This is a genomic window from Nonomuraea sp. JJY05 (assembly GCF_043496855.1).
Lineage (GTDB): Bacteria > Actinomycetota > Actinomycetes > Streptosporangiales > Streptosporangiaceae > Nonomuraea.
Genome location: NZ_JBIEIS010000061.1, coordinates 1 through 12,104 on the forward strand (window position 1 = coordinate 1; position 12,104 = coordinate 12,104).

General features: G+C 71.6%; 11 protein-coding genes. 7 read left to right on the plus strand and 4 right to left on the minus strand.

What is annotated here, in order from left to right; genetic code table 11:
- Together ACFKCF_RS54510 and ACFKCF_RS54515 are read right to left on the minus strand one after the other, a co-directional pair.
- The coding region (locus ACFKCF_RS54510; protein WP_394504571.1) for a dihydrofolate reductase family protein at nt 1-252 on the minus strand (252 nt) is incomplete at its 3' end.
- A gap of 209 nt (nt 253-461) precedes the next feature.
- The gene (locus tag ACFKCF_RS54515; protein ID WP_394504435.1) at nt 462-1,415 is read right to left on the minus strand and encodes an ArsR/SmtB family transcription factor; all 954 of its coding nucleotides are present in this window, start codon (nt 1,413-1,415) and stop codon (nt 462-464) included.
- A gap of 56 nt (nt 1,416-1,471) precedes the next feature.
- Between ACFKCF_RS54515 and ACFKCF_RS54520 the strand changes: the two genes are divergently transcribed.
- From ACFKCF_RS54520 to ACFKCF_RS54530, 3 genes are all read left to right on the plus strand, one after another.
- Nucleotides 1,472-2,239, plus strand: a complete 768-nt coding sequence (locus ACFKCF_RS54520; protein WP_394504437.1) for an SDR family NAD(P)-dependent oxidoreductase — start codon at nt 1,472-1,474, stop codon at nt 2,237-2,239.
- A gap of 2 nt (nt 2,240-2,241) precedes the next feature.
- Nucleotides 2,242-3,417 carry an MFS transporter gene (locus ACFKCF_RS54525; RefSeq protein ID WP_394504439.1) on the plus strand — a complete coding sequence of 392 codons (1,176 nt, stop codon included), beginning with the start codon at nt 2,242-2,244 and terminating at the stop codon, nt 3,415-3,417.
- A gap of 154 nt (nt 3,418-3,571) precedes the next feature.
- Nucleotides 3,572-4,561: an aldo/keto reductase gene (locus ACFKCF_RS54530; RefSeq protein WP_394504441.1), complete on the plus strand. Its 990-nt coding sequence runs from the start codon at nt 3,572-3,574 to the stop codon at nt 4,559-4,561.
- Nucleotides 4,562-4,952: 391 nt separating this feature from the next.
- Here the strand turns inward: ACFKCF_RS54530 and ACFKCF_RS54535 are convergent, their stop codons facing one another.
- Nucleotides 4,953-8,237, minus strand: a complete 3,285-nt coding sequence (locus tag ACFKCF_RS54535; RefSeq protein ID WP_394504443.1) for a BTAD domain-containing putative transcriptional regulator — start codon at nt 8,235-8,237, stop codon at nt 4,953-4,955.
- A gap of 87 nt (nt 8,238-8,324) precedes the next feature.
- Between ACFKCF_RS54535 and ACFKCF_RS54540 the strand changes: the two genes are divergently transcribed.
- From ACFKCF_RS54540 to ACFKCF_RS54555, 4 genes are all read left to right on the plus strand, one after another.
- Nucleotides 8,325-8,669, plus strand: coding sequence for a hemerythrin domain-containing protein (locus tag ACFKCF_RS54540; protein ID WP_394504573.1), 345 nt, complete (start codon nt 8,325-8,327; stop codon nt 8,667-8,669).
- Between the two features lie 78 nt (nt 8,670-8,747).
- Nucleotides 8,748-9,176 (plus strand): DUF4267 domain-containing protein, encoded by a 429-nt coding sequence (locus tag ACFKCF_RS54545; RefSeq protein ID WP_394504444.1) that lies wholly within the window; start codon nt 8,748-8,750, stop codon nt 9,174-9,176.
- Nucleotides 9,177-9,239: 63 nt separating this feature from the next.
- Complete coding sequence (locus ACFKCF_RS54550) at nt 9,240-10,550, plus strand: FAD-binding protein (RefSeq protein ID WP_394504446.1); 1,311 nt, start codon at nt 9,240-9,242, stop codon at nt 10,548-10,550.
- A gap of 256 nt (nt 10,551-10,806) precedes the next feature.
- A complete protein-coding gene (locus tag ACFKCF_RS54555) occupies nt 10,807-11,199 on the plus strand; it encodes a nuclear transport factor 2 family protein (RefSeq protein WP_394504448.1) in 393 nt (130 codons plus the stop codon).
- Nucleotides 11,200-11,267: 68 nt separating this feature from the next.
- Here the strand turns inward: ACFKCF_RS54555 and ACFKCF_RS54560 are convergent, their stop codons facing one another.
- The gene (locus tag ACFKCF_RS54560) at nt 11,268-12,047 is read right to left on the minus strand and encodes a class I SAM-dependent DNA methyltransferase (protein ID WP_394504450.1); all 780 of its coding nucleotides are present in this window, start codon (nt 12,045-12,047) and stop codon (nt 11,268-11,270) included.
- Nucleotides 12,048-12,104 lie beyond the last annotated feature (57 nt).

Here is a 12,104-nt window from a genome sequence, read left to right on the forward strand (position 1 = left end):
GAAGACGATCTTCGGCGTGGCGCGCCAGAACGGCGCGAAAGCGGCGACGTGCGCGTCGTCCGACATCGACTCGGCGTTCGGCCAGAATCCCACCATCATCTGCCACACCGGACGTCCGAACAGCAGCGTGCCGACCCCCTTGTCCAACCCCTCGGAGTACGCGGACAGCTCGGGGCCCGTCACGGGCCAGTCGAACTCCCCGTCGGGTCCGTCGATGAACCCGTCCACCGACGCGTGCACCCAGTAGATGATCTTGCTCCTTCCGGTCGCCGCAAGTCTCGCGGCACCGCCGTACGACGGGGTAGATGCCGATGTGGACGATCGGCAGGGGCAAATGTCATGCCTCTATCCACTCCTCGCCGGCCGGCCCCGGCCGCCACCTGGTGCCGCCGACTTGCAGCTCGACGACACCGGGGGTTTGCCGAGCACCCGGAAGTCCTGCACTGTGCTGTGCGATGTGCTCAAGGTTCGGCGAGTTGGTCACCGAGCGGGCTGCGGCTGTACAGGACCAGCCGTCCGTGGCGGGCCCGGATGACCAGGCCTGTGGCGTGCAGAACGCGCAAGTGCTGCGACACGGCGCTGGAGGTGACCCGCAGGCGGCGCGCCAGCTCGATCGTCGGCAGCGGCTCGTGAAGCAGACGAAGCAGCCTGGCCCGGGGCGCACCGAGCAACTCGGCCAGAGCGGTCACGTCCGGGGTAGCCGGAGCAGTCCACAACGTGGCCACGGCGCGGCTGGGATAGACCAAGCTCGGCGGTACGTCGGGGTGGACGGGCGGAGCCGGCTTGTGGGCGAACACTGACGGCATCAACAGCAATCCCCGGCCGGACGAGGGGACGTGGTGCCGCCCGATCATCTTGGAGATGTACAGCACCCCCTCGTTCCAGCGCGTGTTCGGGTGCATGTCGGCGAACAGCAGGCGCGCCCCTCCCACGGCGAGTTGCCGTGCCCGGTAGGTCATGTCGGCTTCCAGGATCAGCCGGATCCTGGGCCAGACCGGTTCGATGGCCAGCTCCCAGTAACGCTGCAGCAGCTCGCAGGCGGCGTCGCGGAACCTGGCAGCAGCGTCCTCCCCAACGGGGACCGGCCCGGGGATGAGCGCGGCCAGCAGGTCGCGGCGGACGTCCTCTGGAGCCGTCTGCCGGACCAGGGCCAGCTCTTCCTCGAAGGCAGGAGCGAAGGTCGTCGGCCGAGGAGTCAGGAAGTCCGGCAGGACGAGCCGTTCCCCGACCAGAGACAGCAGCAGATCGACGTCGGCCGGGTCGAGTTCGCCGAGCACCGCCCTGCGCCACGGCAGGTGCAGCACGTGCAGGCCGGGCTCCCGCAGCACCCGCAGGCTGAAGACAGTCTCGGCCAGCGGTGAGATCGCGAACCGGGTGTCGGCGAGGTCCTCGACGCTGAACTCGTAGCTGATCATTAAGCCATACGCTACATCCTTTGGCGACACTCCGCCGATGCGCTGGGCTTGCGCCCATGAAACATGCGGCTCATGGAGAGCACATCGCCATCGTTACCGGAGCGGCGCGCGGTATCGGCGCCGCGGTGGCGAGGCGGCTGGCGGGAGAGGGCCTTGCGGTTGCGGTGATCGACCTGGACGAGGCCGGTTGCGCCGCCACCGTCGAAGCGATCACCGCCAATGGCGGAAGGGCGATGGCGGTCATGGCCGACGTCTCCGACGAGACCGCGGTCATCGCCACCGTCACCCGTATCGCTGCCGTGCTCGGGCCCCCGACGGTGCTGGTCAACAACGCCGGTATCGGCCCGCAGGCCGATCTGGTGGAACTGGCCACGCACCAGTGGGACACCGTGCTCGGGGTCAACCTGAACGGACCGTTCTTCCTCACTCGAGCCGTTGTTCCGCACATGATCGAGGCCGGATGGGGCCGGATCGTCAACGTGTCGAGCATCTCCGCGGTCGGCGACGCCGACCGGGTCGACTACGCCAGTGCCAAGGCCGGTCTGATCGGCTTCACCAAGTCGCTGGCCCTGCGACTCGGCCGGCACGGCATCACCGCCAACGCCATCGCGCCCGGCTTCGTCGTCAGCGACATGACCCGGGCCACGGCACGCCGGCTCGGCCGCGACTTCGCCGAGCACCAGCGCATCGCTGCCCGATCCATCCCGGTCGGTCGGGTCGGCCGGCCGGAGGACATCGCGCACACCGCCTCCTATCTGGTCAGCCCGGAGGCGGGGTTCGTCTCCGGGCAGGTCGTCTACGTCGCCGGCGGACCGGTGGACTGAACATGCCCCTGATCCTGCTGCTGGCCCTCGTCTGCGGGGTGGCTGTCGGCAACGTCTACTTCCCCCAATCCGTCAGCCCCTCGATCGCGACTGGCTTGGACATCGCTCCCGAGGCAGCCGCGCAAGTGGTGACCGCGACGCAGTTCGGCTACACGGCGGGGATCGTCCTGCTGGTACCGCTCGGCGACCGGGTCCCGTACCGCAGGTTGATCGTCAGCCTGCTGATGCTCACGGCCCTGGGACTCCTCGCTGCGGCCGGTGCGCCCGGATTGGAAGCGCTGCTCGTCGCCGGGCTGCTGGTCGGCCTCACGACCGTGGTCGCGCAGATCATCGGCCCGATGGTGGCGGGATTGGTGGACGAGGATCGGCGCGGGATGGTCGGCGGCACGCTACTGGCCGGATCGGTCGGTGGCATGTTGTTGTCACGCACGCTCGGCGGGGCGCTCGCCGAGTGGCTGGGGTGGCGGGCGCCGTACCTGATGGCCGCGGCACTCGTCGTGATCGTCGCGCTCCTGCTGCTCCGGGCGCTGCCGGCGACGGCCCCGCTGTCGGCGCAGCGGTATGCTTCGCTGCTGGTCGAGCCGCTGCGTCTGCTGGGCAGCGAGCCGGAACTGCGCCGTTCGTGCCTCTATCAGTCGGCGGTCTTCGCCGGGTTTTCGGCGGTCTGGACCGGCGTCGCGCTGCTGTTGACCGGTCCGCTCTACGACCTGGACGCGACAGCGGTCGGCATGCTGGCCCTGGTCAACGCAGCGACGATGGTGTGCACGCCAATCGCGGGCCGTCACGTGGACCGGCACGGGCCGGACGCGGTCAATCTCATCTGCTTGATCGGGGTGATCGCCTCGGCGCCTGTGCTCGCGATCGGCGGCCTCGGCGGGACGCTGGGCCTGGCGGGGCTCGTACTGGGTTCTCTGCTGCTGGACATTGCCATGCAGTCCGGGATGGTCGCCAATCAAGTCCGCATCTACGGCATACATCCCAAGGCCCGCAGCAGGCTCAACACCGCCTACATGGCCTGCATGTACGTGGGTGGCAGCATGGGGTCATGGCTCGGGATACGCGCCTATGGCCAGGCGGGCTGGCCGGGCGTGTGCGTGCTCGTGGCTTTGGTCACCGCACTTGCCCTCGGGGGCATGGCCGTTCCCCGGACGACTCGATCACGGCTCCCGGCCGAATGAGACCCGTCCGCCCTGGCGGTGATCAGCCGTTCCTGTCCACCGCGCCGTGCACGTTCGCTCACCTCAGTGGTCGTGGACGGCCTGATCAGCGTTCAAGTCCGGTAAGCCAGGGCCCGGCAGGGAGTCGGGTCCTCACACGAAGGAAAGTCGCCGTATGCGTACCCACAGACTCGGCCACACCGAGGTCGAAGTCACCGAACTCGGCTTCGGGGGCGGCCCGTTGGGCGGCCTGTTCGCACCCCTGGACGACGACACCGCAGCTCGGGCGCTGGACGCGGCCTGGGACGCCGGGATCCGCTACTTCGACACCTCGCCGCATTACGGCATCGGCCACTCCGAACGCCGCATCGGCGACCTGCTGCGCGGAAAACCGCGGACGCAGTTCACGCTTTCGACGAAGGTCGGCCGGCTGCTGGTGCCTCAAGATCCGGGCGGGCGCATGGACGAGGGGTTCGTCGTGCCGGCCACCCACCGCCGGGTGTGGGACTTCTCCCGCGACGGTATCCGGCGCAGCGTCGAGGACTCCCTCGCCCGCATCGGCGTGGACCGGATCGATGTGCTGTATCTCCACGATGCCGAGGAGCACTTCGAGGCCGCGCTGCGCGACGGCTACCCGGCGCTCTCCGAGCTGCGCGCCGAGGGCGTAGTCGGCGCGATCGGCGCGGGCATGTACCACCCGGGCAAGCTGACCCGCCTGGTACGGGAGACCGACGCGGATGTGGTGATGCTTTCCGGCCGCTATACCCTGCTGGATCACAGTGCCCTGGACGAGCTGCTGCCCGCCTGCGCCGAGCGCGGGGTCTCGGTGCTGGCGGCCTCTGTCTTCAACTCCGGCCTGCTGGCGACCGATCGGCCCGCGCCCGGGGCTCGCTTCGACTACGCCCCCGCCGCGCCGGAACTGCTGCGGCGGGCGCACCGGATCGCGGACGTCTGCGAGGTGCACGGCGTGAGCCTCCCGCAGGTGGCCATGGCCTTCCCGCTGCTGCACCCCGTCGTCGCCGGCATCGTGGTGGGCATGCGCAGCATGGACGAGGTACGGCGCAACCTCACCGCGTTCGGCGCTGAGATCCCGGCGCAGGTGTGGTCCGACCTGCGTGCAGAGGGCCTGCTGGACGAGCGCGCCCCGACCACCACCGCACCATAGAGACGGGCCCACAGGCACGCCGGACGAGTTTGCCGCAAGTGTCCTGTGACAACGAACCTTAAGGTGTGACCACGACGTTGAGCGGTCAGCGGCCTTGACCGTGCGCCCGGTGACGTGATGGCGCCTGACCAGGGCCGGGTTCGTCTCGACCGGGAGCCGGCGGCGGGCCGCTCACCATCGCCTGATCCCAGGCGTCCAACGGCGCCTTCGGCCGCGCGTCCACCGGCGTGCACCAGGGCCGCGAGCATCCCTCTCACCCGGCCGCGCCACGTCCATCAGCAGCTTCACGCGCGGGCCGGGCACCCTCGCGCGCTGGCCAGCCGACAGAACAGCTCGTAGGTGTTGCCTTACGGCATCGGCTCGCGGTTTGCGAATCTTCCGTCCGGGCTGGTCAGAGGTGTGCGCGGGCTGGGGCGGACCAGTGGGGCGCGTTCCAGCGGTCGGCGATGGCGGCGGCCCGGGCGAAGTGGGCGGCGGCCTCGTCGTCGCGGCCGAGCAGCAGCGCCAGCTCGCCGAGCGTGTGGGCGACCGGGCGCACAGCCAGCGACAGGCTGGTGGCGCCGGCCGGAGGACCGTCGCGATGGGGGAGCAGGGCCGCGTAGCACTCCTCAGCGGCGCCGGTGTCGTTCAGTGCGATGGCGGCCATGGCGCGCAGGGTGGTCAGGAAGGTGAAGAAGAAGTCGGGCCGGATCGGGCTCGGTGACGTGCGGGCCCGGCGCGCCTCGTCGCTGCGGCCGGCGGCGTGGAGGGCGAGCGCGAGCAGGTCGGCGACCATCGGGCCGAGCGCCTCGTGGAGAGCGCGCACGTCGTCCAGGTGGTCGCCGAGCGTGCCGTCGTTCAGCCAGATCGCCGCCTGCGCGAGTCCGAGGAAGCCGATGTGCACCGATCCGGCGCGTTCCATGCCTTCGGTGGCCTCCACGTAGAGGCGCTCGGCGTCGGCGAACCGGCCCTCGATGAGCACCAGGGTCGCCAGTGCGATCTCGACGGCGCCGATCGCCTCCGGCATGCGGTAGGCGCGGGCGAGGTCGAGCACCTCCCCGGTCACGCGGCGCATCGTCGCCGGGTCGTTGGCCGCAGCGGCGTTCGCGGCCTGGCTGAGCAGCCCGGTCATGCGGTAGACGGGCAGGTCGTGCTCGACGCCGATCTCCACCAGCTCGCGGGAGTACTCCTCCCGCCCGAGGTCGTTGGCCAGGACCAGGAGCGCCGCGGCCCGGAGACGGGGATCGGTGGTGAGGTCGAGGGCTTCCCGCGCCGCCGCCATGACCGTCGGATCGTCCTCGCCCACCAGCTCGTTGGCGTACGCGATGAGGAGGCGGGAGCGCACGTCGGGGGCGAGACCGGTCCGCTTGAGCAGGCGGCTGAGGCGGCCGACGACGGGACGGTCGACGGTGCCGTACGTGCGGACCTGCCAGGGGGTGGGCTCGGTCCAGGCGGTGAACGCGGCGATCATCAGGTCGTCGCGGCCGATCGACTCGGCGTACTCCACGGCCTGCTCGCGCGTCTCCCTGGCCGCGGCGACGGCCCCGGCCCTGATCTGCGCCCGGAGCAGCCTGCCGAGCAGGCCGACGCGCTCGTCCGGTTCGCTGGCGTTGGCGACCGCGTCGGTGAGGAGGGCAGCCGCCACGTCGTGGGCGTAGCGCGCCTCGGCCAGCTCGGCGGCCCGCACGCAATAGCCGACGGCCTTCGGCGATCCCGCTCGCGCATAGTGATGGGCGAGCGCCGCGACGTCGCCAGTGCCCTCCAGGGCGGCGGCGATCCGGGCGTGCATCCTCGCGGCCCGCAACCGGCTGACGTCGGCGACCAGCGTGTCCCTGACCAGCGCGTGAACGAACCGGACGCGCCCAGGCGCCGGCTCGTCGAGCAACCCGGCGATGACGCCCGCGTCCAGCGCGTCCAGCACGCCGTCCCCGTCGCAGTCGGCGGCCTGCACGAGCACGTCCACCGAACTCTCCCTGCCGGCCACCGCCGCCAGCCGCAGGACGGACACGCCGCTCTCGGGGAGCCTTGCCAGCCGGCGCCGCAGCACGTCCCGTACGCCCTCGGGAACCTCGGAGAGCGCGACCAGCGCACCCTCGCCGCTCAGCAGCCGCGCGCTCTCCCGCACGTAGAACGGGTTGCCGCCGGTGCGCTCGGCGATCCCCGCCACCGTCGCGTCGTCGGCCTCGCTTTCGGCCCGTACGAGCTCGGCCACCGCCGCGCCGTCGAGCCCGGGCAGCGGGATCCGGAGCGGCGCGGTGCGGGCGAGCGCACCCAGCGTCTCGGTGAGGTGCCCGCTCTCGTCCGGGCGGTACGCCGCGACGACCAGAATCGGGGCCCGCACGCCGACGCCGCCGCCGAGCAGCCCCAGCGTGGTCGTGTCCGCCCAGTGCAGGTCGTCCAGCACGACGGCGACCGGCCGTTCCGTGGCGGCCGCCGCGAGCCAGCCCCACACGGCCCGGCGCAGCCGGAACCGCCCGGCGGCGGCGTCGCCGTCCACCGGCACGGAGTCGGAGAGCAGCGGCGCCAGGTCTTCCGCGAACTCCCCCGGAGGAACCGTCGCGGCGACGGCCCGCAGCGCCTCGACCCACGCCCACGCGGGCGGCGCGCCGTCGACCTCCGGACAACGCCCGGCGGCGACGAGCCAGCCGTCGCGCTCCAACTGCGCGCCGAGGTGCTCCAAGAGCGTCGACTTGCCCAGCCCCGCTTCCCCAGTGACAAGAGCGACGCGCGCCCCATCGGCGGCGGCCTCCCCCGCGGCCGAAACCAGCGCGGCAAGCTCGCCCTCCCGCCCCACGAAAGAGGCAGCGCGATGCAGGGTTGCGTCGTGCGAGGTCGCGCGGTGCGAGGTCGCGCGATGCGGGGACGCGTCGTGCAGGCGCGCATCGTGCGAGGGCGTGGCGTGTGGGGGTTCGGTGGCCGGGAGTGGGGGGACGGCCCTGCGGAGGATGTCGATGCGCTGGGCGAGGATCGCCTCTTCCAGGGCGACCAGGTCGGGGCCGGGGTCGAGACCGAGTTCGTCGGCGAAGGTGGCGCGGGCGCGGCGGAGCGTCGCCAGGGCGTCGGCCTGGCGGGCGCTGCTCCACAGCGCCAGGGCGTGCAGGTGCCAGCCCTCTTCGCGCAGGGGTTGGTCGCGGGTGAGGCGCTCGGCCTCGGGGACCACCAAGGCGGGGTCGCCCGTCCGCAGGCCCGCCGCGACGTGGAGCTCGCGGGCGACCAGGCGCAGCTCGTTCAGGCGGGCGGTCTCGGCGGCGGCCCACGGCTCGTCGGCGACCTCGGCGAACGCGGGTCCCTGCCACAGGCTCAGTGCCTCGGCCAGCCGGGCGCGGGCGGCCTGAGGCTCGGTGAGTGTGCGGGCCTCGTTGAGCAGGTCCTCGAAACGCCAGGCGTCCACCGACTCCGGCGGCAGCCGCAGCGCGTAGCCGGGGGAGGCGCTCACCAGGAGGCGGGCCGGGGTTCGGGGCGGGCGGCCGGGCTCCAGCAGCCGGCGCAGGTTGGAGACGTACGCCTGCAGGGAGGCCAGCGCACGGGACGGCGGCTCGCCGCGCCAGAGGTCCTCGATCATCCGGTCGACCGACACGACCTGTCCGCGCGCCGCGACCAGGAGGGCCAGGACGCCGCGCTGCCGCGGCCCGCCCAGGGGGACGGGCTCGCCCTTCACCTCGGCGCCGAAAGAGCCCAAAACCCGGATCAAGACCATGACGTGGAGCATCCTACGCGCGCGGGTGTTCCAAATCGTTTCCAAGTCCCTTCCAAACGCCGTGAGCAGCCTTAACACGTGGAACCGATGAAGGGCAGGAACGAAATGAGCGTGGACACCCAGGACATGGAGATCGTCCACCGCGCCTTCCGTCGCGAGTCGCGGCTGCTGATGGAGCTCGTCGCGGCGGTCGCCCCAGGTGACACCGCTCGCGCCAAGGTGATCGCCGACCACTTCCGCGACTACCGGCTGGGGCTGAAGAACCACCACGAGGGCGAGGACGAGCTGCTGTGGCCGCCGTGGGAGGCCGCCGCCGGGGCGGAGGAGCGCGACACGCTCCTGTCCGCCCTTCCCGCTCTGGTACGCGGCATCTGGCACATCATCGGCCGCCCCCGCTACGCCCGCCACATCAGCCGCGTCCGCGCCGCCTGACCAGACCCATAGGACTCCCGAGCCCACCGAGCTCCACGAAGCTCACCAAACTCCCAAAGACTCGCAAGGAGAAGAACAATGTCGCTGAAGAAGATCAACACCGTCCTGGCCACCGCTGTCGTCCTGTTCACCCTCTACCTCGGGTTGTCCTTCGTCCTGCCCCTCGAGACGTCCTTCCCGGGCCTGCCGAACTGGCCCTCTGGTGACAGCGGCTTCCCTATCGTGAAGGGCAGCCGCGAAATCGCGATGGGCCTGGCTATGGGCGTCCTGCTGGTGACGGGCCACCGCCGCGCCCTGGGCTCGGTCCTGCTGATGGTGGCCGTCGCCCCGTTCGGCGACATGGTCAACGTCCTGGCCCACCACGGCTCCACGGCCGCCGCGTTCGCCATCCACGGCCTGACCTCGGTGCTGATCGCGGTCACGGGGTTGCTGATCCTCCGCGAGACCAGCAAGGCGCGCAAGGCCCAAGAGACCTCCACCCCAGCGCCCGCCGCGCAGCCCGCCTGACGTCCCCGCAGTGCAGCACGGTATTCCTTCGCATTTTCTGAGAACTCGAAAAGGGAGACGACGATGACGATCAACGATTTGCGCGGTGTCCTCAAGGGGCGCGTGCTCCTGCCCGATGACGACGGCTTCGAACAGGCGGCCACCGCGTGGAATCTGACCGTCAGGCAGCCGGTGGCGGCCGTGGCGGAGGCCGCGGATGCCGATGACGTGGCGGCGCTCGTGCGTTACGCGCGGCGGGCGGGTATGACGGTGACCGCGCAGCCGAGCGGGCATGGCGCCTCCGGTGACGTGGAAGGCCTGATCCTGCTGCGTACCGGCCTGCTGGACGAGGTGGAGGTACGCGCGGAGGAGCGCGTGGTCCGGGTGGGCGCGGGCGTGAAGTGGGGGCAGGTGCTGGCGGCGGCCGGTCCGCTGGGCCTGACCGGCCTGGCCGGCAGCGCGCCGGGGGTCAGCGTGACCGGCTACACCCTGGGAGGCGGGGTCGGCTGGTTCGGTCGCAAGTACGGCTTCGCCTCCGACAGCGTGCGGGCCATCGACATCGTGGACGCCGATGGCGAGCCGGGCCGGGTGACCGCCGAGTCCGATCCCGAGCTGTTCTGGGCGCTGCGCGGCGGTGGCGGGGACTTCGCGGTGGTGACCGCCCTCGAACTCGAGCTGTATCCCGTGCCAGTCCTGTACGGCGGGCGCGTGATCTGGCCGGAGCACCGGACCAGGGAGGTGTACGACGCGTTCCTGGAGCTCACCGCCGAGGCGCCGCGTGAACTCAGCGTCTGGATCAACCGGCTCCAGCCTCCCGGCGCGTCGCCGATGGTGACGCTGGATCTGGCCTACCTGGGTGAGGCGGCTCAGGGGGAGGACCTGCTGGCACGCCTCGACAAGATCGAGGGCGCGATCTCCGACAGCCGCGGTGTCGTCCCGGTTGCCGACCTGGGTGACATCACCGCCGAGCCCACCGATCCGGCCCCATCCATCGCTCGTGCGGAGCTGCTCACCGGCCTGGACGCGGACGCGGTGGAGCTCCTGCTCGCCAAGCCGGTCGAACCACTCATCAACGTGCAGATCAGGCACCTGGGCGGGGCGCTCGCCGAGCCGGGCGGCGGGGCCGGTGCGAGCGGCGCGGTGGCTGAGCCGTACCTGCTCGGCCTGCTGGGTCTCGGCCTGCCGCACGTGGCCGATGCGACGCGCGCCAAGCAGGCCCAGGTCGTGGCCGACCTGGAGGCCTACGTCAGCGGCCGCAAGCCGTACACCGTGCTGTCCCCCGGTGACACGGCGGCGAAGTCCTTCTCCGGCAGCGCGCTCGCGCGGCTGCGGGAGATCAAGCGAATGCGTGACCCGCACAACGTGTTCCGCGCGAACTACCCGGTGCTCGGATAGATCAGTTCCAGCGCTTGCCGGAGCGAGCGGATGGCCTGGAGAGCTTGACGCCGTGTCCGAAGCCGACGCGTGTGGCCGGGGCGGAGATGACCTGCCGCAGACCGGCGGCAGGTGCGGAGGAGGCGAGAGGGCAGAGGAAGTCCGGGAGGTAGGCGCCGCCGGGGATGCGGTCGAGGAGCGATAGGGGTGCGGCTGTGCTCCGGAACCCGGGGGCCGGCTTGACCTTGTCACCGGCGTCAACGTCTACCGTCGGGACATGAGCAGTTCGGATCGGGTCACCCTCCTCAAGCACGACCAGAGCTTCTTCGACGCCCTGGTGGCAAGCGATCTCGCCGTTCTGGAGGAACTCCTGGCGGACGACTTCCTCCTGGTCGGGGTCGAGGACGGGGCCGTCGCCGACAGGGGGATCCTGCTCGACCTGGTGGCCTCCGGCTCCCTCCGGTTCCCGCGGATCCACTCGTTCCCGGACGAGGCGATCGTCCGGGTCATCGGCACAGTGGGCATCGTCGTCGGGCGTACCCGCATGAACTTCACCAACCCCGACGGCGCCACGTTCGGCGCCGGAAGCCGCTACACCCACGTCTACGCCGCCGGCGCCCACGGCGCCTGGCGCCTCGTCTCCGCCCAGGGGACCGCGATCAAAACTTGATCCCCGCTCGGGCTCGGGTGTCCAGCCAGTGGGGTGCCTGCCTGGCCGTGGCGCCATCCCGCCCGACGTCACCCGGCCCGGCGGGCGACGTACAGGATCCGGTCGTGGGCGTCCTCGTCGGCCGGGTCCCGCGTCGAGGTGCCCACCAGCCCGTGGGCGGCCACGACATGCAGTCCCGACTGCTCGGCGACCTTGCGCACCGTACGGTCGGAGTGGTGCTGCTGCACGTGGCGCATCGACAGCCGCTCCCAGCCCGTGCCGTTCCGTTCGAACAGGTCGAACTGCGTGACCACGACCGCGTCGGCCTCGATCCGCGGGGACTCCGCAAACCAGGCCACGTACCGGTCGCCCCGGTCGGCGACCGTGGGGACGCTGAACATGCGGCGGTAGTAGCCGATGGTGTTCAGGTCGAAGACCAGCACCCCGTCCTCGGCGAGCTGGTCGCGCGCGGCCGTCAACGCCCGTTGTAGCTGGTCCGCCCCGGTCAGGTACGTCATCGGCACGTCCACGCAGGCGACCACGTCGAAGCCGGTCAGCTCGGGAGGGGGCTCCTGGAGCCGTCCCGCCAGGAACCGGATCTCCCCGGCCCCGGGCCGGCGGCGGGCCACCGCGACCATCGCGGGGGACAGGTCGTAGCCGGTCACCTCGAACCCGCGCTCGCGGAAGGCCACGCTGCTGCGGCCGGTCCCGCAGCCGGCGTCCAGCAGCCGCCGACCGCCCGACCCGTACCGATCGATCGCCTCCGTGAAGCGGGCCACCAGGCCGGAGGTGTCCATCCGCGCGTTCAGCTCGTCGTAACGGGCCGCGATGCTCTCGTAGGCGGCCAGCGTCTCATCCGCGTGCGACATGCGTGCCTCCTGGGTGCGGGTGCCCCGCCCCGTCGGGAGCCGTGGGGGGGAGGCGGG

Coding starts and splice junctions, on each gene's coding strand:
- ACFKCF_RS54515 (WP_394504435.1), bottom strand. CDS start 1,415: ATGATCAGCTACGAGTTCAGCGTCGAGGACCTCGCCGACACCCGGTTC.
- ACFKCF_RS54520 (WP_394504437.1), top strand. CDS start 1,472: ATGAAACATGCGGCTCATGGAGAGCACATCGCCATCGTTACCGGAGCG.
- ACFKCF_RS54525 (WP_394504439.1), top strand. CDS start 2,242: ATGCCCCTGATCCTGCTGCTGGCCCTCGTCTGCGGGGTGGCTGTCGGC.
- ACFKCF_RS54530 (WP_394504441.1), top strand. CDS start 3,572: ATGCGTACCCACAGACTCGGCCACACCGAGGTCGAAGTCACCGAACTC.
- ACFKCF_RS54535 (WP_394504443.1), bottom strand. CDS start 8,237: ATGGTCTTGATCCGGGTTTTGGGCTCTTTCGGCGCCGAGGTGAAGGGC.
- ACFKCF_RS54540 (WP_394504573.1), top strand. CDS start 8,325: ATGAAGGGCAGGAACGAAATGAGCGTGGACACCCAGGACATGGAGATC.
- ACFKCF_RS54545 (WP_394504444.1), top strand. CDS start 8,748: ATGTCGCTGAAGAAGATCAACACCGTCCTGGCCACCGCTGTCGTCCTG.
- ACFKCF_RS54550 (WP_394504446.1), top strand. CDS start 9,240: ATGACGATCAACGATTTGCGCGGTGTCCTCAAGGGGCGCGTGCTCCTG.
- ACFKCF_RS54555 (WP_394504448.1), top strand. CDS start 10,807: ATGAGCAGTTCGGATCGGGTCACCCTCCTCAAGCACGACCAGAGCTTC.
- ACFKCF_RS54560 (WP_394504450.1), bottom strand. CDS start 12,047: ATGTCGCACGCGGATGAGACGCTGGCCGCCTACGAGAGCATCGCGGCC.